Source organism: Pseudoalteromonas sp. SWYJZ19, assembly GCF_015864375.1.
Lineage (GTDB): Bacteria > Pseudomonadota > Gammaproteobacteria > Enterobacterales > Alteromonadaceae > Pseudoalteromonas > Pseudoalteromonas arctica.
The window spans coordinates 46,243-65,895 of record NZ_JADYXI010000005.1 but is presented as its reverse complement, the minus strand read 5'-3'; the positions used below and the strand labels follow the sequence as shown (position 1 = coordinate 65,895).

Annotated in this window: 17 protein-coding genes and 1 tRNA gene; 17 read left to right on the top strand and 1 reads right to left on the bottom strand. The window is 39.9% G+C overall.

Features of this window, described 5'->3' with window-relative positions; all coding sequences use genetic code 11:
* Positions 1 to 135: 135 nt before the first annotated feature.
* A complete protein-coding gene (locus I6F45_RS06595; RefSeq protein WP_197119607.1) occupies positions 136 to 597 on the bottom strand; it encodes a globin domain-containing protein in 462 nt (153 codons plus the stop codon).
* A gap of 430 nt (positions 598 to 1,027) precedes the next feature.
* On the opposite strand from I6F45_RS06595, the gene I6F45_RS06590 reads away from it, so the two are divergent.
* The 17 genes from I6F45_RS06590 (at position 1,028) to I6F45_RS06510 (ending at position 19,650) form a co-directional block, all read left to right on the top strand.
* A tRNA-Met gene (locus tag I6F45_RS06590) sits at positions 1,028 to 1,104 on the top strand.
* Positions 1,105 to 1,385: 281 nt separating this feature from the next.
* The gene (gene rimP, locus I6F45_RS06585) at positions 1,386 to 1,841 is read left to right on the top strand and encodes a ribosome maturation factor RimP (RefSeq protein WP_002958482.1); all 456 of its coding nucleotides are present in this window, start codon (positions 1,386 to 1,388) and stop codon (positions 1,839 to 1,841) included.
* A 39-nt stretch (positions 1,842 to 1,880) separates the two neighbouring features.
* Positions 1,881 to 3,380 (top strand): transcription termination factor NusA, encoded by a 1,500-nt coding sequence (nusA, locus tag I6F45_RS06580; protein ID WP_197141540.1) that lies wholly within the window; start codon positions 1,881 to 1,883, stop codon positions 3,378 to 3,380.
* A gap of 25 nt (positions 3,381 to 3,405) precedes the next feature.
* On the top strand, positions 3,406 to 6,066 hold the full coding sequence (gene infB, locus I6F45_RS06575) for a translation initiation factor IF-2 (protein ID WP_197141542.1): 2,661 nt from the start codon (positions 3,406 to 3,408) through the stop codon (positions 6,064 to 6,066).
* A gap of 156 nt (positions 6,067 to 6,222) precedes the next feature.
* Complete coding sequence (rbfA, locus tag I6F45_RS06570; RefSeq protein ID WP_007585506.1) at positions 6,223 to 6,708, top strand: 30S ribosome-binding factor RbfA; 486 nt, start codon at positions 6,223 to 6,225, stop codon at positions 6,706 to 6,708.
* Positions 6,692 to 7,651, top strand: coding sequence for a tRNA pseudouridine(55) synthase TruB (truB, locus tag I6F45_RS06565; protein ID WP_007585508.1), 960 nt, complete (start codon positions 6,692 to 6,694; stop codon positions 7,649 to 7,651). The genes rbfA and truB overlap by 17 nt, the downstream gene beginning before the upstream one ends.
* A gap of 153 nt (positions 7,652 to 7,804) precedes the next feature.
* Positions 7,805 to 8,074 (top strand): 30S ribosomal protein S15, encoded by a 270-nt coding sequence (gene rpsO, locus I6F45_RS06560; protein WP_197160014.1) that lies wholly within the window; start codon positions 7,805 to 7,807, stop codon positions 8,072 to 8,074.
* Between the two features lie 620 nt (positions 8,075 to 8,694).
* Complete coding sequence (pnp, locus tag I6F45_RS06555) at positions 8,695 to 10,821, top strand: polyribonucleotide nucleotidyltransferase (RefSeq protein WP_007585511.1); 2,127 nt, start codon at positions 8,695 to 8,697, stop codon at positions 10,819 to 10,821.
* 141 nt (positions 10,822 to 10,962) lie between these two features.
* Positions 10,963 to 11,841: a lipoprotein NlpI gene (gene nlpI / locus I6F45_RS06550; RefSeq protein WP_010554683.1), complete on the top strand. Its 879-nt coding sequence runs from the start codon at positions 10,963 to 10,965 to the stop codon at positions 11,839 to 11,841.
* A complete protein-coding gene (locus tag I6F45_RS06545; protein WP_197160010.1) occupies positions 11,828 to 13,003 on the top strand; it encodes a hypothetical protein in 1,176 nt (391 codons plus the stop codon). The genes nlpI and I6F45_RS06545 overlap by 14 nt, the downstream gene beginning before the upstream one ends.
* Positions 13,004 to 13,218: 215 nt before the next feature.
* Complete coding sequence (locus I6F45_RS06540; protein ID WP_165728932.1) at positions 13,219 to 16,011, top strand: monovalent cation/H+ antiporter subunit A; 2,793 nt, start codon at positions 13,219 to 13,221, stop codon at positions 16,009 to 16,011.
* A complete protein-coding gene (locus I6F45_RS06535) occupies positions 16,011 to 16,364 on the top strand; it encodes a Na+/H+ antiporter subunit C (protein ID WP_010554685.1) in 354 nt (117 codons plus the stop codon). The genes I6F45_RS06540 and I6F45_RS06535 overlap by 1 nt, the downstream gene beginning before the upstream one ends.
* Complete coding sequence (locus I6F45_RS06530) at positions 16,361 to 17,878, top strand: monovalent cation/H+ antiporter subunit D (protein WP_010554686.1); 1,518 nt, start codon at positions 16,361 to 16,363, stop codon at positions 17,876 to 17,878. Before I6F45_RS06535 ends, I6F45_RS06530 begins: the two co-directional genes overlap by 4 nt.
* Positions 17,878 to 18,414 carry a Na+/H+ antiporter subunit E gene (locus tag I6F45_RS06525; protein WP_007585523.1) on the top strand — a complete coding sequence of 179 codons (537 nt, stop codon included), beginning with the start codon at positions 17,878 to 17,880 and terminating at the stop codon, positions 18,412 to 18,414. The genes I6F45_RS06530 and I6F45_RS06525 overlap by 1 nt, the downstream gene beginning before the upstream one ends.
* Positions 18,408 to 18,677: a K+/H+ antiporter subunit F gene (locus I6F45_RS06520; protein WP_007378493.1), complete on the top strand. Its 270-nt coding sequence runs from the start codon at positions 18,408 to 18,410 to the stop codon at positions 18,675 to 18,677. The genes I6F45_RS06525 and I6F45_RS06520 overlap by 7 nt, the downstream gene beginning before the upstream one ends.
* Positions 18,678 to 18,686: 9 nt before the next feature.
* Positions 18,687 to 19,019, top strand: coding sequence for a Na+/H+ antiporter subunit G (locus I6F45_RS06515; protein WP_007585525.1), 333 nt, complete (start codon positions 18,687 to 18,689; stop codon positions 19,017 to 19,019).
* Positions 19,020 to 19,149: 130 nt separating this feature from the next.
* Entirely contained in the window at positions 19,150 to 19,650 is a 501-nt protein-coding gene (locus I6F45_RS06510; protein WP_165742258.1) for a DUF2059 domain-containing protein, read from the top strand.
* The last annotated feature ends 3 nt before the right edge of the window (positions 19,651 to 19,653 follow it).

The following is a 19,653-nucleotide window of genomic DNA, read 5'->3' as shown; positions in this document are numbered from 1 at the left end:
TAACTACGAGTGAATAGAGCAAAAAGGCTTAACCGATTATCAAGGCAATAAAGGCGTGTTGGATCATGGTGTGCAAATGAGTTTAATTAATGGGGAGGTTAAGTAAGTTAAATTGCCACCCCTAAAATTTTATATTTAAATTTTATTACTTTGCTTTTGCTGCATTTTTTGTTGTAACGAAACCACATTAGATACATTAAATAGAATATTGCTGGCAAAGTTTTCAAAATATTTAAGGGCTTTTTTCCAAGCGAGCTGGCTCTCAGGAGTAAAGTGTTTACCAAGGTGCTCTTTAAGGGTTTCGTAAAACGCATCAGATAATGGTGCAATGTCACTTTGCGAAACACTGCTTTTTTTTAGGTACATTAAATGATGTGCTAAAAAAGGAGCTACCGATGCTGGCTTATCTAAATGTTTAACAATTCGTTCTAACACACAAAAAAGGGTAAAACTCTTTTCGTTAAATTGTAAGGCTGTTGGGTAATTCATTTCAATGCTAGATTCAGCCAATTTACTGTGAAATCGAGCCGTGAATGCATGAAAATTTGGCTTAATAATTGTTAAGTTATTTAACAATGCTGATTGTTGTTGGTTCATTTTTATCTCGCTGCAGTGAGTAATAACTATTATTATTAAGTGGCATAAAATTGATTATAGCGGGCAGATAAAATTCTGCACGTTTTTTTAGTGTTAAAGTATGGGTTTTAGTTATATCAATTTATTTTCTAGTAAATTGTAAGCATCTAGAAGGTACTAAGGTAGCTCAAATTTAGTTTGTTTGATTTTCACTCAAAAATAATAAGCTGTAATATTTAATAATTTAGAGACAGCATTTTATAAAATTGATTGATTACTTATGTTACTTATATATACATTAAATTAGCATCTTGACGAATTGGAAATTTTATAAACTAATTGCGTATTATAGTTGCTAATCATCCCGTACATCCTTATAATAGCGGCCATTGTTTAGCATGTTGTAAAACAGCTAACAGCGATATTAAATTTAAAGTTTGATATCTATTGGCGCGGGATGGAGCAGTCTGGTAGCTCGTCGGGCTCATAACCCGAAGGTCGTCGGTTCAAATCCGGCTCCCGCAACCAATTCTACTAGTAGGTATTACCTTACTAATTTATATCGCGCATTCTAAGTAATGCGCGTTTTGCGTTTTAGACTATGTAGTTTAATTAGGTCAGTTTACTGACTCGCAACCAAGCTTGGCCCTAGGCCACACAGTTTTATGCTTTATTGGTGTGACGCCCCGCTTGGTTCGGGGCGTTGTTGTATCTGCACCTTGCGATTTGTGGCAATTGTCATCAAATTAAAACTTAAACTCAGTATTTTAGGGCTATAAGCCCTTTTTTTGTTTGTATGGAGGATTTTCGTGACAAAACTTGAACAAGATTTAGTAACCATGTTAACGCCTGCGGTAGAAATGTTAGGCTTTGAATTGCATGGTCTTGAATTTGTGCAAGCGGGTCGCCATTCTACCTTAAGAGTATATATTGCTCATGAGGATGGGATCTCAGTTGATAACTGTGCGGATGCAAGTCGCCAAATTAGTGCGATTTTAGACGTCGAAGACCCAATTACAAATGAATATGATTTGGAAGTATCGTCTCCTGGTGTTGATCGTCTATTATTCAAACAAGATCACTACGAGCAGGCGCAAGGAGAGGAAGTACGCGTGCGTACTAAACTTCCACAGGATGGTCGTCGTAATTTTAAAGGCGACTTAGTAGCAGTTAGCAGCGATATGATCACACTATCTAGCGATGGTGCAGAGCATCTGATCATGCTTAGTAACATCGAACGTGCGAATTTAATCGCGAAGTTTTAAATTCGAGTGCGAAGGAATAGGGCAAGCGAGGCATTACCCATGGCAAAAGAGATATTATTGGTTGCTGAAGCCGTTTCCAATGAGAAAGCGGTTCCAAAAGAAAAGATTTTTGAAGCTCTAGAGTTCGCTTTAGCGACAGCTACAAAGAAAAAACACGATGGCGAAATTGAAGTACGCGTAGCAATTGACCGTAAAACTGGTGATTACGATACGTTCCGTCGTTGGCAGATTGCCGCTGTATTAGAAGATGGTTCTTTAGAGAATCCATACAGCGAAATCACTCTAGAAGCAGCACAGGTTGAAGAACCTGATTTGCAAATGGGTGATTATGTTGAAGAGCAAATCGACTCAATCAAATTTGACCGTATTACAACACAAATGGCTAAGCAAGTTATCGTACAAAAAGTACGTGAAGCTGAGCGTGCTTTAGTTGTTGAAGCATACAAAGATCAAGTAGGTGAGTTGGTAACGGGTGTTGTTAAAAAAGCAACGCGTGACTCTATTGTTCTTGATTTAGGCAATAACGCAGAAGCAGTAATTTACCGTGATGACATGTTACCACGTGAAAACTTCCGCCCGGGTGACCGTATTCGTGGCTTTTTATATGAAGTTAAGCCTGAAGCACGCGGTGCACAATTATTTGTAACGCGCTCTAAACCTGAAATGCTAATGGAATTATTCCGCATTGAGGTGCCAGAAATTGGCGAAGAGATGATTGAATTACGTGCTGCAGCACGTGATCCAGGTTCACGCGCTAAAATTGCTGTTAAATCTAACGACAAACGCATTGACCCAATTGGTGCATGTGTTGGTATGCGTGGCGCACGAGTGCAAGCTGTATCGTCAGAACTTGGCGGTGAGCGTGTTGATATCGTACTTTACGATGACAACCCGGCACAATTTGTTATCAATGCAATGGCGCCAGCAGAAGTTGCTTCAATCGTAATGGATGAAGACACTCACTCAATGGATATCGCTGTAGAAGCAGATAACCTAGCGCAAGCAATTGGTCGTAATGGTCAAAACGTTCGTTTAGCAAGTCAGTTAACTGGCTGGGAACTAAACGTAATGACTGTTGAAGACATGCGTACTAAAAATGAAGCTGAATCTGATAAGTTACTTAACTTATTCACTGAAAATTTAGAAATTGATGATGAGTTTGCATCATTACTTATCAACGAAGGTTTCTCTACACTTGAAGAAGTGGCGTATGTACCAGCGTCTGAATTTTTAGAAATTGATGGTCTTGATGAAGAGACTGTAGATTTACTGCGTTCACGCGCAAAAGATGCATTGACTACTAAAGCACTTAAAACGGAAGAAAGCTTAGATGGCGCAGAGCCAGCTGAAGACTTACTTGCGCTTGAAGGCTTAGAACGTCACTTAGCATTTGTGATGGCAAGCAAGGGTGTTGTTACACTTGAAGACTTGGCAGAACAAGGTATTGACGAATTAGTTGATATCACAGAAGTTTCATCTGAAAAAGCGGGTGAACTGATTATGGCTGCACGAAACATTTGTTGGTTTGCAGACGAGTAATTTATTAACGGAGGTATTACACACTATGGCAGAAGTAAATGTTGAAAAACTAGCCGGCGATATAGGTACGACTGTTGATAAATTGCTACAGCAGTTTTCACAAGCAGGTATCACTAAGCAAGCAACTGATAATGTAACAGAAGCTGAAAAAGCAACGTTACTTGATCATTTAAGTAAGCATCATGGCGGTACAGGTTCAGATGGCCCTGCGCGCATGACTTTACAACGTAAGAGCAAAAGCACGCTAAGTGTGACTGGCTCTACGGGTAAAGCAAAAGATGTTCAAGTTGAAGTTCGCAAAACACGTACTTACGTGAAGAAAAGCGCAATGGAACAAGAGCAAGAGCAAGCACGCTTAGCTGCTGAAGAAAAAGTGCGCCTTGAAGAGCAGCAAAAAGCTGACCAAGAAGCCGCAGAATTAAAAGCGAAACAAGAGGCAGAACGCAAAGCGAAAGAAGACGCTGACCGTAAAGCCAAAGAAGAAGCTAAACGCAAAGCTGATGCAGAGCGTAAAGCGAAACAAAAGCAGATGACCCCAGAGCAAAGTGCTAAGTCTGAGAAAGATCGCATAGAAGCTGAGCGTCTGCAAAAAGAAGCAGAAGAGGCCGCATTGAAGAAAGCTGAAGAAGAAGCGAAACGTCAAGCAGAAGAAGCAAGAAAGCTAGCTGAAGAGAATTCAGCACGCTGGAAGAAAGAAGAAGAAGAACGTAAGAAACGCGAAGAAACAGCGGATCACCATCTTACGACTTCTACTTATGCACGTGAAGCAGAAGATGTTGCCGATGCTCGTGATGAGCAAGGTACACGCCGTGCTAAGAAAAAGAAAAAAGCGCCAGCAAAAGATAAATTTGCAGCGTCAAGAGGCCGTAACAAGTCTAAGCTAAAAGCGCCAGCATCATTACAACATGGTTTCCAAAAACCAACTGTTGATGTTAAAAATGAAGTGCGTATTAGCGAAACAATTACAGTAGCCGAGCTTGCATCACGCATGGCCGTTAAAGGCGCTGAAGTTGTTAAAACAATGATGAAAATGGGTGACATGGTTACTATTAACCAAGTGATTGACCAAGAAGCTGCACAATTAGTTGCAGAAGAAATGGGTCACAAAGTTATCATTGTTAAAGAAAACGAATTAGAGCAAACAGTACTTAATGACCGCCATGAAGATGGTAAGTCAGAGCCTCGTGCTCCAGTAGTAACTGTAATGGGTCACGTTGACCATGGTAAAACATCTACGCTAGATTACATTCGTTCTGCGAAGGTTGCTTCTGGCGAAGCCGGTGGTATTACACAGCATATTGGTGCATACCATGTTGATGTAAACGGCAATATGATTACGTTCTTAGATACTCCAGGACATGCTGCATTTACATCAATGCGTGCTCGTGGTGCTAAAGCGACTGATATCGTAATCCTAGTGGTTGCAGCAGATGATGGCGTTATGCCACAAACTAAAGAAGCGGTACAGCATGCACGTGCAGCTGGCGTTCCTTTAATCATTGCTGTAAACAAAATGGATAAAGAAGGCGCAGATCCAGATCGTGTTAAAAACGAACTTGCTGTACTAGACGTTATTCCAGAAGAATGGGGCGGCGATACGCAGTACGTTCATATCTCAGCTAAAACTGGCTTAGGTATTGACGACCTTCTTGAAGCAGTATTGAACCAATCTGAGCTTCTAGAGCTTTCTGCACCGACTGAAGGTATGGCGGCTGGTGTTGTTATTGAATCTCGTCTTGATAAAGGCCGTGGTCCAGTAGCATCAGTACTTGTTCAATCTGGTACGCTTAACCAAGGTGACATTGTATTATGTGGTCTTGAGTATGGCCGTGTTCGTGCAATGCGCGATGAAAACGGTAAAGACATTAAGTCTGCTGGTCCATCTATTCCAGTTGAGATTTTAGGTCTTTCTGGTATTCCAGCTGCGGGCGACGAAGCGACTGTAGTTAAAGATGAACGTAAAGCGCGTGAAGTTGCTTTATACCGTCAAGGTAAGTTCCGCGATGTTAAACTAGCACGTCAACAAAAAGCTAAGCTTGAAAACATGTTTACTAACATGACTGAAGGCGATGTTTCTGAAGTTAACGTGGTACTTAAAGCTGACGTTCAAGGTTCTATCGAAGCAATCTCTGATTCACTAACTAAACTTTCTACTGATGAAGTAAAAGTGAAGATTGTTGGTTCAGGTGTTGGTGGTATTACCGAAACTGATGCAACACTAGCTGCAGCGTCTAACGCAATTGTAGTTGGCTTTAACGTTCGTGCTGATGCTTCAGCTCGTAAAGTTATCGAGACTGAAAACTTAGACCTACGTTACTACAGCGTAATTTATGCCTTGATTGACGAAGTTAAACAAGCAATGTCAGGTATGTTAGCGCCAGAGTTTAAACAAGAAATCATTGGTCTTGCTCAAGTTCGTGACGTATTCAAGTCTCCAAAAATTGGCGCAATCGCTGGTTGTATGGTTACTGAAGGTGTTATTAAACGTAGCGCTCCAATCCGTGTACTACGTGAAAACGTTGTTATCTATGAAGGTGAACTTGAGTCACTTCGTCGCTTTAAAGACGATGTTGCTGATGTTCGTAACGGCATGGAATGTGGTATCGGCGTTAAGAACTACAATGACGTACGTGTTGGTGACCAAATCGAAGTATTCGAAACAGTTGAAGTACAACGTACTCTATAATTGTTACTAGGGAGTATTGAACGCTCAGGTTAACGCCGGACGTTCTACACACCCTACGCTAAGATTTTAAATGGGGGCTTAGCCCCCATTTGCATATCCATTATTTAGTTAACTTATTATTTAATTTCAATAAGTTATTATTTTAGGACAAGTATAATGAGAGAATTTTCTCGCACTGATCGTGTTGCACAGCAAATCCAAAAAGAGATTGCTGTAATTTTACAACGCGAAATTAAAGATCCACGCTTAGGTATGGTGACAGTGTCAGCGGTAGAAGTATCGCGCGATTTATCTTATGCCAAAATTTTCATTACTGTGTTTAACACACAAGATGAAGACGCAGCAAAGCAAAGCGCAAAAGTACTTAATGAAGCAACGGGCTATATTCGCTCGTTACTTGGTAAGCGTATCCGTGCACGTATAATGCCTGAGTTAAAGTTTGTAGTTGATAACTCATTAATGGAAGGTATGCGTATTTCTAACTTAGTGGATTCTATTATCCGCGAAGATAACGCAAAGCATGTAGATGAAGACGTAGAAAGTGTTGATGCTGCTGATGTTTCAGATAGCGAAGAAGGTACTGATCACGTAGACGATACAGATAGCGAAGAAGGCACTGATACAGATGGCAAAGCGCAGTAAAGGCCGTGCAGTTGACGGTATTTTGTTGTTAAACAAACCTGAAGGCATTTCATCAAATAAAGCATTACAGCAAGCAAAAAGTGTTTATTTTGCGCAAAAAGCTGGACACACAGGTGCTTTAGATCCACTTGCCACAGGTATGCTGCCAATTTGTTTTGGTGAAGCGACTAAGTTTACGCAGTTTTTACTCGATACAGATAAAACCTATATCGTTCGAGCACAACTGGGTGAGCGTACAACAACATCAGATTCTGATGGCGAAATTGTTAGCACTAAAGATGTGAACGTTACGCGTGAACAGCTAACAAAAGAAATAGCTGCTTTTGTTGGTGAGTCTGAACAATATCCGTCAATGTACTCAGCTCTTAAGTACCAAGGTAGACCGTTATATAAGTACGCGCGCGAAGGTATTGAAGTTCCTCGTAAATGCAGAAAAATAAACGTGTTTAGCTTATCGTTTGACGAATTTGATGAACAAAGCAACGTATTACAAATGACGGCCCATGTATCTAAAGGGACCTACATTCGTACAATCGTTGATGATTTAGGCGAAAACCTAGGCTGTGGCGCACACGTTATTATGCTCCACAGAACCGCTGTTGGTCAGTATCCGGCAGATAAAATGGTCTCGCTTGATGAGATTGAAGCGTTGCTTGCTAAAGCGAAAGAAGAAGAGCTTGCGCCTTCAACTTATTTAGACTCGCTATTGCTACCAATTGATACTGCTTTAACTGATTTACCCGTTGTTGAAATTACAAAAGAACAAGGGGGGATTTTTAGTCACGGGCAAGCTGTAGAATTATCAATCGCTTTACCTGATGGTGCAATTAAAGTTGTTGCGGATAATATATTTATTGGTACTGGTGAGCGCAACTCAAACGGTCATTTAAAGGTTAAACGTGGTCTTGCTAGTCAGCAAGACGATTACGTAAAGCCTGAATAAGCAACTAATGTGCCTAACGGTGGCTTATTAGTTGTAGTTGGGGATAATTAGCTTGTAGTTATTCCTACAGTTGGTAGAATACGCCCGCTTAATCGTTTTGGCTGAATTAGTGATCGGCTAAGACACCTTTTAAATTTAATTTTTGGAGTTACTATGTCACTAAGCAATCAAGAAAAAATCGATATCATTGCTAAATTTGCACGTGCAGAAGGCGATACAGGTTCATCAGAAGTACAAGTAGCATTACTTACTTTTGACATCAACAAGCTTCAAGGTCACTTTGCTAATCACAAGCATGACTTCCACTCACGTCGTGGTCTGCTTCGTAAAGTAAGCACTCGCCGTAAACTACTTGATTACCTTAAAGGTAAAGACATCACTAGTTATACTGCGTTAATCAAAGAACTTGGCCTACGTCGCTAAGAACTAGATTATAGAAAAAGGAGCTTTTTAGCTCCTTTTTTTGTGCCTAAAATTTGTGTTTCCAAATTAAGAAAATTCTTAAACCTATTGAATTATAATATAAAACCCCCATTTCATAGACTACCAATAGCTGTTGTATTTACCCGCTAATTAGCCCAGTTTAAATCTAGTAGCGAGTGTGTGTTGACCTTTCGTGATTAATTTTGCAGCTGTATGTTTGGTCTTTAGGCAAGGCAGCGCCTATGTAGTGTGGTTATTCCCCATAAATAGGCGATAACGCAGCATAAATGCCAAACATGCGCTGCCCTGCGGGTTCATCCTAGGGGCGATTAACTCTTTGTTGCTCGATTTTTACTTAGCCCACTAGGTTACAAATCTCGCGCCGTGATTAAATCGACCCTAGATTGAACAAATTTCAATCCACAAAGATCAACACACCCTAGACTCGCATTTTGAAGCAGCTTTGGTATATACTATGCGCGTAGGTAAAAAGGTTTATCTACGCTTATTCACATCATTGCCAATTGTAGTACTTAATTGATTTCCAACTGAATACAATTATGTACTGTAATTGGTACTTTGATGACAACTTATTAGAATACATTTAAGGAATATTTTAAGTGCAAGCAATTATTAAAGAATTCAAACTAGGTCAACATACAGTGACTCTAGAAACTGGTGCAATCGCTCGTCAAGCAGACGGCGCTGTACTTGCAAGCATTGGCGACACTTCAGTTTTAGTAACTGTTGTTGGTAAGCGTGAAGCACAACCTGGCCAAGACTTTTTCCCACTAACAGTTAACTACCAAGAGCGTATGTATGCTGCTGGTCGTATCCCAGGTGGTTTCTTAAAGCGTGAAGGTCGTCCTAACGATGGCGAAACACTTATTGCACGTCTTATTGACCGTCCAATTCGTCCACTTTTCCCAAGCGGTTTTGTAAACGAAGTACAAGTTATTGCTACTGTTGTTTCTGTTAACCCTGAAATCCAACCTGATATGGTTGCGATGATTGGTACTTCAGCAGCACTTGCTATCTCTGGTATCCCGTTCAGTGGTCCAATTGGTGCATCTCGCGTTGGTTACATCAACGGCGAATATGTACTTAACCCTACATTAAAAGAGCTTGAAGAAAGCCAACTTGATTTAGTGGTAGCCGGTACTGATAAAGCGGTACTTATGGTTGAATCAGAAGCTAACGTACTTGCAGAAGACGTAATGCTTGGCGCTGTTGTATATGGTCATGAGCAATCTCAAGCGATCATCACTGCAATCGAAGAATTTAAAGCAGAAGCAGGCAAGCCTACTTGGGATTGGACTGCACCAGCTAAAAACGTTGCACTAGAAGATAAAGTTGCAGCAATTGCTGCTGATAAAGTAGGCGCAGCTTACTTAATCACTGATAAAGTAGCGCGTAAAGAAGCACTTGGCGTAGCTAAAGATGAAGTTGTTGCAGTGTTAACAGCTGAACTTGCTGAAGGCGAGTCTTTAGATAAGCAAGAAATTGGTAAAATCTTCGGTTCACTTGAGAAGAAAATCGTTCGTGGCCGTATCGCTTCTGGCGAAAAACGTATCGATGGTCGTGAACCAGATATGATTCGTGCACTAGATGTAATGACTGGCGTATTACCGCGTACTCACGGTTCTGCTATCTTTACTCGTGGCGAAACTCAAGCGTTAGTAACAGCTACACTTGGTACAGAACGTGATTCACAGTTAATCGACGATTTAACGGGTACTCATAAAAACCACTTTATGCTTAACTACAACTTCCCTCCATTCTGTGTAGGTGAAACTGGTTTTGTTGGTTCTCCTAAGCGTCGTGAAATCGGCCATGGTAACCTTGCTAAGCGTGGTATTGCTGCTGTAATGCCAACATTGACTGAATTCCCATATTCAATCCGTGTAGTATCTGAAATCACTGAATCAAACGGTTCATCTTCAATGGCTTCTGTATGTGGTACTTCACTTGCACTTATGAATGCCGGTGTACCAATTAAAGCGTCTGTTGCTGGTATTGCGATGGGTCTAGTTAAAGAAGACGATAAATTCGTTGTTCTTTCTGACATCTTAGGTGATGAAGATCACTTAGGTGACATGGACTTTAAAGTTGCTGGTACAGCTGCAGGTATCACTGCACTTCAAATGGATATCAAAATCGAAGGTATCACTCAAGAAATCATGCAAATTGCGCTTAAACAAGCAAAAGCTGCACGTTTACATATCTTAGAAGTGATGGACGAAGCAATTTCTGCTCCTTCTGAAGAGCTATCAATGTTTGCTCCTCGCATATACACAATGAAAATCCCACAGAAGAAAATCGCTGAAGTTATCGGTAAAGGTGGCGCAACTATTCGTCAGCTTACTGAAGAAACTGGTACAACGATTGAAATCGGTGACGACGGTACGATTAAAATTGCCGCTACAGATGGCGAAAGTGCAGCTAATGCAATTAGCCGTATTGAGCAATTAACAGCTGAACTTGAAGTAGGTACTATCTACGAAGGTAAAGTTGTACGTATTGTTGATTTCGGTGCGTTTGTAAACATTCTTCCTGGTAAAGATGGTCTAGTACATATTTCTCAAATTAGTACTGAGCGCGTTAATAACGTGGCTGATCACCTTTCTGAAGGTCAAGAAGTTAAAGTTAAAGTACTAGAAGTAGATCGCCAAGGCCGTGTACGTCTAAGTATTAAAGAAGCAATGGAATCAGCAGCACCTGCAGCTGACGCGCCAACTGACGCGTAATTGTTAACTTATTAATCTAGTTATATTAGCTAGATGATAAAAAAGGGGCTGTTTAGCCCCTCTTTTTATGCTTTAATGAAACCTTATTGGACAAGGTCTGTCTTATATTAATCGCGATATATCTTGGTATTAAGGATTTTAATGATACTCAAACATTTAGCTTTGGCATCTTTTGCTATTTTGTCTTTAAGCGCTTGCCAAACTACAACAGAATCAGAACCAACCCCGATTGTTAATGTGCCATTTACTGCACCTTTAGCCTCTGACTTTAGAAGTGAAATTGCTATTGCACGCTACTCAGAGTTATTGAATAGGGCTGACTTAAGCGAAGAGCAACAAGCTAAGCTTTATTACGACCGTGGTGTACTTTTCGATAGTCTAGGTATGACCACTCTTTCGCGTATTGATTTTAACCGCGCAGTAAAACTTAAGCCTGATTTAGCTGAAGTGTATAATTTTTTAGGTATTCAACATACGCTTATGCAGCAGTACGAAAAAGCCTATGAGTTTTTCGATTCAGCTCTAGAACTTGATGAAGAGCATGAATACGCCTATTTAAATCGAGGAATTGCACTGTATTACGGCGATAGAGCTGGCCTTGCTAAAAATGACTTTAATGAGTTTTTAGCCCGTTCTCCTAACGATCCGTACCGTGTTTTATGGGTTTATTTAGCCCAGGCACAAGAGGATAAAGTAATCGCACTTGATGCCCTTAAACAAAATGCGACTGCGCTTGATGATTCACAATGGGCGTATCAGTTAATTTCTCTTTATACGGGCGATATGAGTGAACATGCATTTTTATCAGGCATTAGTGATGGTGTTAGAACTGAGCAAGAATATGCGCAACGTTTATGTGAAGCTTATTTTTACCTAGCTAAAATGCATCAAGCAGCGGGTGAGCTGTACTTAGCATCAGACTATTTTAGGCTTGCGCTAGCAACCAATGTACATGAGTTTATTGAGTACAAATATGCGCGTTTAGAACTTGAGTTGATGGAAGGTGTTGACGCAAGTTAAGCGTTTTAAATTAATAGGTGTATTACTATGTTGTTTGTTAATTACAGGCTCGAGTAATCACCTTGGCGCTATTGGCTTTTGGCATGTTTTAAATACAAAAGCCAATGCTCTACAAAGTTATTGGAATTCACCAGTTTATTTTTCTGCTCACCTAGAGCAGTTACCAAAGACCTCTTTAGCTATACTTGCTCGCAGTAAAATTTCCTCAGCACAATATATGTATTCTCTTAAGCTTATTAAAAGCAGTCAGAGTGATACTGCAAAACAATTTTGGCTCTCCGCTATAAATGACTTAACAATCCCAGAGCGTAAAATATTAGCAACAAAGTTACTTGAGCAATCACGTTGGAGCGATTTAGAGTTACTCGCTAGTAAAAACAAATTACCAGCAGGGGATGTACTAAATCATCTAAAACTTCAGTTAAAAATACCACAGAGTAAAATATCTACCGCGTTTATCCACGATCTCGGTTTTTCATCTTTAAGAAATATAAGCAAACCTAATAAGCAATGTATGTTTAACGTGCTGACTATGAGCGATCATCGCAGTGGCTTATATAAACTTACAGAGTTTATTAATGCTTATAATAAACAACCAGAGCCCCGTGAAAATATTTTTTGCTTTTCAAAACCCGTTTACGTTGCGGGTATGCTTGAGTGTAAAAGTAGTACTAGTCAAATAGCAAAGTGTGACTGGCAATCATCTAAACTTAATAGCCAGCTTCCTAACAATTTTGATTTTATAGTGATGATGCCTAAAGATGGAACGGCTAATGTCACGAAGGGAACAATGCTAATAAACTCAAAAGCAAAATACAGTATATTTTTGCATGAGCTGATGCATTTTAACGGTTTTGAAGATGAATACGCTTTGCCTAAAACTAAGCAAGCATGGTTGTGTGCAAAAACGGGTTTTGTTGCACCTAATTTATTTATTTCTCATGGTGAGTCACCGCCAACAGGTTGGCATAAAGCAAAGAGTTGCCAGGTAGGAGGTATTGCTTATAAACCTAGTGAAAATTGGTCTATTATGCAATATCAGCAGTTAGGGCTCTCAGCGCAGTATAGACAACTTTGGTTGAAACATTTAGATATGACCAATGGTAACTTTCATCGTCACCCTGGCGCGCTTACATTTGCAAATAAGGCCATATTAAATTAACAATTATCAGTATTAATTAATTGTTTTTTTAGGCTTAATAAATTGTTAGTTCTTGTTTAAAAAACACCCATACAGAACCGCTTTTTATAGACAAAATCAGTGTTTTTCAGTATAACTATAGTCATTAATGTCGTTTAAAAACAGGCAGTAAAAGCATCACTTAGTATTAAAAAGAGATGCCCTAATAAACTTATGATAATAAAAGGCCCTACATTATGACTTTGCTCTGGATACCCTTGTTATCCTTAATTGGCAGTGTTATTTCTGCATGCACAGGTAAGTTATCCCGCAATTTAAGCACTAGTTTAACGGCTCTTGCGCCTTTGACGGCTTTGGGGATTACTCTATACCATGCACCTGCCGTTTTAGCGGGCGAAACCATTCGTTATTCTTTAGCTTGGATCCCGTCAATAGGACTCGATTTGTCTCTGCGGTTAGACGGCCTCAGTTTATTGTTTATGTTTATGATTTTAGGCATAGGCTTGCTCGTTATCCTCTACACCCGTTACTACCTAAGCGCTAATGACTCAATGGCTAAGCTATATAGTTACTTAATGCTATTTATGACTGCAATGCTTGGTATTGTTATGTCTAACAACGTCATTCAACTGTGGTTGTTTTGGGAATTAACGAGCATCAGCTCATTTTTATTAATTAGTTTTTGGTGGCATAAATCAGAAGCGCGAAAAGGCGCACGTATGGCGCTTGCTGTAACAGGCGCGGGCGGCTTAGCGTTACTTGCTGGATTGATGCTATTAGGTGATATTGTTGGTAGTTACGACCTAGATGTTATTCTAGCGAGTAAAGCAATAATTCAATCTCATGATTTATACGAAGTAGCATTGGTATTGGTGCTACTGGGTGCGTTTACTAAATCGGCACAATTTCCATTTCACTTTTGGCTTCCTCATGCAATGGCAGCGCCTACGCCAGTAAGCGCGTATTTACATTCTGCGACGATGGTAAAAGCCGGTATATTTTTGTTAGCACGTTTTCATCCCGCTTTGGCAGGCACCGATACTTGGTTCTTGCTCGTTGGGTTAACGGGTTTAGCTACGCTGTTGTTTGGCGCTTATATAGCACTATTCAAACACGACTTAAAAGGCTTGTTAGCCTATTCAACAATAAGCCATTTGGGTTTAATAACGCTATTACTCGGACTTGATACTGAGCTTGCGACTGTTGCTGCTATTTTTCACATAATTAACCATGCAACGTTTAAAGCGTCGTTATTTATGGCCGTTGGTATTATTGATCACGAAACGGGCACGCGCGATATGCGTAAATTAAATGGTATGTGGCGATACTTACCATACACTGCAACGCTTGCGATGGTCGCGGCGGCTGCAATGGCAGGAGTTCCTTTACTAAATGGCTTCTTGTCTAAAGAAATGTTTTTTGCAGAAACGCTACACCAGCAAGTGCTTGGTTCTATGTCGTGGTTAATTCCAGTACTGGCAACTGTTGCAGGTGCATTAGCTGTTGCGTACTCAGCACGCTTTATTCATGACGTGTTTTTTAATGGTGAACCAATTGATTTACCTCGTACGCCGCATGAGCCACCGCGCTATATGCGTGTACCAATAGAAATACTCGTTGTGATTTGTTTGTTAGTGGGTATGTTCCCGCACTTTACAATTGATGGCATTTTATCTGCGGCGTCTTTAGCTGTACTTGGAAAAGAAATGCCAGTGTACGAATTGGCTATCTGGCATGGGTTTAACTTGCCTCTACTAATGAGTGCGATGGCGATTGCTGGCGGCTTATTTATTTATATTAATCGTAAATATCTATTTCAATTTCAAGCATCACTACCACCTCTAAACGCTAAAAAAACGTTTGAACGTGTAATCTTAAATATTGTTGCTTGGTGTCAGTCAAAAGTAAACAGTACAGAAAATGGATCGCTGCAGCGCTACCTTGTAATTATGTTAGCGGTAGTATTACTGTGTGCAGGTTGGCCGTTATTTGAAATGCAACAACTTGCCGGAAGCATGCCACTTACCCCTGTTGATGTGCACAATGCAATTGGTGCAGGCTTATTGATTATTGGTGCTCTTGCCACCGTTATTTGGCATCGCTCTCGAATGGTATCGCTATTAATGCTCTCAATTGTAGGATTAATGGTGTCGGTTGTATTTACACGCTTTTCTGCTCCAGATTTAGCGCTTACGCAGCTAACCGTTGAGGTTGTTACTATTATTTTACTTATGTTGGCATTGTTTTTCTTGCCGCAGCATACGCCAAAAGAATCAAGTTCATTACGCGTACTTCGAGACTTAGCAATAGCCTCTACGTTAGGTGTAGTGATAGCGAGTATTTGTTACGCATTACTTACACGTCCATTAGATTCAATCTCAGACTTCTTTATTGCTAACGCTAAAATAGGTGGCGGTGGTACCAACGTGGTTAACGTTATTTTGGTCGACTTTAGGGGCTTTGATACGCTTGGAGAAATTACCGTATTAGGTATTGCCGCATTAGGTATATTTAAAGTACTTTCTCGAATTCCATTATTTATGCCAGCAAGCGACAGCGAAGGGCGCCCATGGGCTAAAGAACGTCATCCAATATTACTGGCGAGTATTTCACAAAGTTTATTACCGCTTGCGTTATTAGTTTCTGCATATATTTTCCTACGTGGACATAACTTACCTGGTGGTGGCTTTATTGCAGGACTGGTAACGTCAATCGCGTTTATTTTGCAATACATGGCGCATGGTACAGCATGGATAAACGAACGCTTTGATGTTAATTATCGCAAAATTATAGCCTCAGGCATCGGTATTTCTTTGTTTACAGGTGTGGGTAGTTGGTTCTTCGATAAGCCATTTTTAACAACTTGGTTTGACTACTTTGATATTCCGTTTGTCGGTAAAACAGAGCTTGCCAGCGCGATTGCATTTGACCTAGGTGTTTACTTAACTGTTGTAGGCGCTACGTTAATGATTTTAGCAAGCTTAGGTAATATGACAGCAGATACCCAGAAAAAAGAGGTAAATATTTAATGGAATTATTGTACGCATCTTGCGTTGGAGTATTGGTCAGTTGCGGTGTGTTTTTACTGCTGAGAGCTCGTACATTCCCTGTAGTACTTGGGCTTACTATGATTTCATACGCTGTTAATTTATTTTTGTTTTCAGCAGGTCGCCTTACTATTAATAAAGCGGTAGTACTTGGTACTGGCACAGAATACGCCGATCCTCTACCTCAAGCATTAGTACTAACTGCAATAGTGATTGGTTTTGCGATGACCGCATTTGTGGTTATTTTGGCAATACGTGGGCGCGCCGATTTAGGTAGTGACCATGTTGATGGTTATGTGCCTAACACCTCTGCAGATAATAAGGAGCAAAAATGATCCAACATTTAGCTTCGCTACCTATTTTATTACCTATGTTGACGGCAGTTATTTTATTGCTGCCGCCATGTGGTAAAAGCGTCAAAATTCGCCGCTTAGTTTCAATTGTAATGGCAATAGCTACTTTTGCCATTAGTGTGCTTTTACTTGTACATATTAATAATACAGGTATTAATGTTTACGCTATTGGTAGTTGGTCTGCACCATTTGGGATAGTCTTAGTCGCTGACATGTTATCTACCTTATTGGTTACGTTAACTTCACTTTTAGGTTTGGGCGCTATTTTATATGGTAGTGCTGGCGATGATGAAAAGGGCAGCTTTTATCATCCACTTGTTCATTTTTTAATATTGGGTGTAAATGGCGCGTTTTTAACTGGCGATTTATTTAACCTATTTGTATTTTTTGAAGTGTTACTGATTGCATCATATGCACTGTTAATGCACGCAGGTGATAAACAAAACACTCGTGCGGCACTGCAATATGTAATATTAAATTTAGTTGGCTCAAGCGTATTTTTAATCGGTTTGGGTATTTTGTACGGTGTACTTGGTACGCTTAATATTGCAGATATGGCGCAAAAAGTATCACAGCTTTCGGGCGATGATGTATACCTAGCAAAAGCAGGTGGTTTATTACTATTAATTGTATTTGCTTTAAAGGCCGCACTATTACCTCTGCATTTATGGCTTCCAAATACGTATTCAAGCGCTAAACCTGTGGTTGCTGCATTGTTTGCGATTATGACCAAAGTAGGCGTTTACGCCATGCTTCGTGTTTACACGGTGATATTTGGCGAACAAGCAGGAGCGCTTGAACATATGGCGCAGCCTTGGCTTTGGGGCTTAGCAATTGCCACCATTATAGTGGGTGCCATTGGCGTTATGGCAGCGCAAGACTTACGTAAACTCACCTCTAACTTAGTATTAGTATCGGTAGGTACGTTGGTTGCGCTAATTGCATTGCAAAATGTAAATGCCACTGCTGCACTTTTATATTATTTAGTGCATTCAACACTTGTTAGTGCCGCACTGTTTTTACTAGCAGACTTAGTTTCAATCCAGCGCGGTAAAGTTGGTGATAGGCTAGTAGCGGGTCGCTCTGTTAAACAACCATTTTTATTAGGTGTGTGCTTTATTGTTGCGGCTTTAACTGTAGTTGGTATGCCGCCACTATCAGGCTTTGTAGGTAAAATTTGGATACTTAAAGCCACATTAAATAGTGAGCAAGCTTTACTATTTTGGCCTGTATATTTAGTAACAAGCTTTGCGTTGTTGGTAGCGCTTTCGCGTGCTGGCACGACCTTGTTTTGGGAGCATAAAAGTAAAAATAGCGAAAACGCAGATTGTGCAAATGCACACCCGTTGCAGGTAATTGTAATTATAGGTTTACTTGCGTGTTCGCCATTGCTCGTTATTTTTGGCGGACCAATAAGTGAATACATGCTAGGTGCTGCTACTCAGTTACATGATATAAGCGGCGGTATTAATGCTGTACTTAAAGGAGGCATGTGATGAGATTACAAGCCCGTTTTCGTTGGTTACCAACGCCATTTCGTAGCTTATTTTTGTTTATGGTTTGGCTATTGTTAAATAATAGCGTGTCGGTAGGGCACTTAGTATTAGCGACTATTTTTGCAATACTTATCCCGATATTAAGTTTTTCGCTTCGCGAGCCTCAGCCACTAATTTTAAAGCCGGGCTTGGCTCTTAAGCAGTTGCTTATTGTGCTGTACGATATTGTCGTAGCAAATTTACAAGTGGCTTTACTTATACTTGGGCCATCTAAAAATTTGCGTCCGGCATTTATAAAAGTACCGATAGATTTAACTCATGATATGCCAATTACCATATTGGCCAGTAGTGTATCGCTTACACCCGGTACAGTGAGTGCAGAGGTTTACCCAATTGCTGAATCGTTACCTGAGGGTGAAGAGCCAACACAACGCTACTTATTAATACATGTGCTTGACCTTAAAGATGAAGAAGCACTTATCAAACAAATAAAACAACGCTACGAAGCTCCACTAAAGGAGATATTTCAATGTTAGACACCGTATTACTCATTGTTTTTTCGATGATTGGCTTATCATTATTGCTTAATTTATGGCGATTGATCATTGGTCCATCAGTGCCTGATCGTGTTTTAGCGCTCGATACAATGTACATTAACGTCATTGCACTGATTATTTTATATAGCATTAGTATGGATACAGGGCTTTATTTTGAAGCTGCACTGCTTATTGCCATGCTAGGTTTCATAAGTACAGTTGCAGTGTGTAAGTATTTACTACGTGGCGATATAATTGAATAAGGTGAAAACATGATCAGCGAATGGGTTGTATCAATATTATTGTTATTTGGTGGTACGTTTATTTTAATTGGCTCAATAGGCTTAGTTAAACTACCTGACTTTTTTATGCGTTTGCATGGGCCAACTAAAGCAACAACGTTGGGCATGGCAAGTATGCTAATTGCAGCTATGGTTTATTTTGCAAATTCAGGGCATGGCCTAAGTGTTAAAGAAATACTCATTACTATATTTTTACTAATTACGGCACCGATTAGTGGTTACATGCTAATAAAGTCAGCTATTCATCATAAGCTAAAAGCCAAAGAAGGCACTAAAGGCCTAGATAATGTAGAAGACGATTAACATAAAAATATATTTATAAAAGGCCGAATAAATTCATTTTACTCGGCCTTTTTAGTGATTGCTTGTACCCTTTACAAGACTAATTAATAATGTAACTATAAAACGATTATTTATATGAAAGGATATTATTATGGGTAAGGTACTACTTTTATCATTACTGATTTTTTCTAGTAGTTTATATGCTGAACAAAATACTAAGCAGCAAAAAATAGATGAACTTATTAGTGTAATGAATTTAGATTCAATGGTTGACTCTATGTACGGCCAGGTTGAAGGTATGATGAAAGGCATGTCAGACCAAATGGGCGTTAAGCCTTCTGAGCAGCCAATTTTTGATAAATACTACGCAGATATGACAGCAGTATTAAAAACGCAAATGAGCTGGGCTAAAATGCAGCCAATGATGGTTAACGTGTACGACAAGCATTTTAATGAACAAGAAATTGCCGATATGTTAGCTTTTTATAAAACAGATACTGGGCAAAAAATACTCGCTAAAATGCCAGTTGTAATGCAAGAATCTATGCAAATGTCACAAAGCTTAATGCAAGATGCAATGCCTAAAATACAAGCTTTAGCGCAGCAACTAAGTGACGAATTAAAAGTATCTCGCGAGGGTGAAAATAAGTAAGGC

Excerpts from the sequence above, each read along its gene's own strand:
- I6F45_RS06595 (WP_197119607.1), bottom strand. The coding sequence starts at position 597 with ATGAACCAACAACAATCAGCATTGTTAAATAACTTAACAATTATTAAG.
- nusA (WP_197141540.1), top strand. The coding sequence starts at position 1,881 with ATGGCAAAAGAGATATTATTGGTTGCTGAAGCCGTTTCCAATGAGAAA.
- infB (WP_197141542.1), top strand. The coding sequence starts at position 3,406 with ATGGCAGAAGTAAATGTTGAAAAACTAGCCGGCGATATAGGTACGACT.
- rbfA (WP_007585506.1), top strand. The coding sequence starts at position 6,223 with ATGAGAGAATTTTCTCGCACTGATCGTGTTGCACAGCAAATCCAAAAA.
- truB (WP_007585508.1), top strand. The coding sequence starts at position 6,692 with ATGGCAAAGCGCAGTAAAGGCCGTGCAGTTGACGGTATTTTGTTGTTA.
- rpsO (WP_197160014.1), top strand. The coding sequence starts at position 7,805 with ATGTCACTAAGCAATCAAGAAAAAATCGATATCATTGCTAAATTTGCA.
- nlpI (WP_010554683.1), top strand. The coding sequence starts at position 10,963 with ATGATACTCAAACATTTAGCTTTGGCATCTTTTGCTATTTTGTCTTTA.
- I6F45_RS06540 (WP_165728932.1), top strand. The coding sequence starts at position 13,219 with ATGACTTTGCTCTGGATACCCTTGTTATCCTTAATTGGCAGTGTTATT.
- I6F45_RS06535 (WP_010554685.1), top strand. The coding sequence starts at position 16,011 with ATGGAATTATTGTACGCATCTTGCGTTGGAGTATTGGTCAGTTGCGGT.
- I6F45_RS06530 (WP_010554686.1), top strand. The coding sequence starts at position 16,361 with ATGATCCAACATTTAGCTTCGCTACCTATTTTATTACCTATGTTGACG.
- I6F45_RS06525 (WP_007585523.1), top strand. The coding sequence starts at position 17,878 with ATGAGATTACAAGCCCGTTTTCGTTGGTTACCAACGCCATTTCGTAGC.
- I6F45_RS06520 (WP_007378493.1), top strand. The coding sequence starts at position 18,408 with ATGTTAGACACCGTATTACTCATTGTTTTTTCGATGATTGGCTTATCA.
- I6F45_RS06515 (WP_007585525.1), top strand. The coding sequence starts at position 18,687 with ATGATCAGCGAATGGGTTGTATCAATATTATTGTTATTTGGTGGTACG.
- I6F45_RS06510 (WP_165742258.1), top strand. The coding sequence starts at position 19,150 with ATGGGTAAGGTACTACTTTTATCATTACTGATTTTTTCTAGTAGTTTA.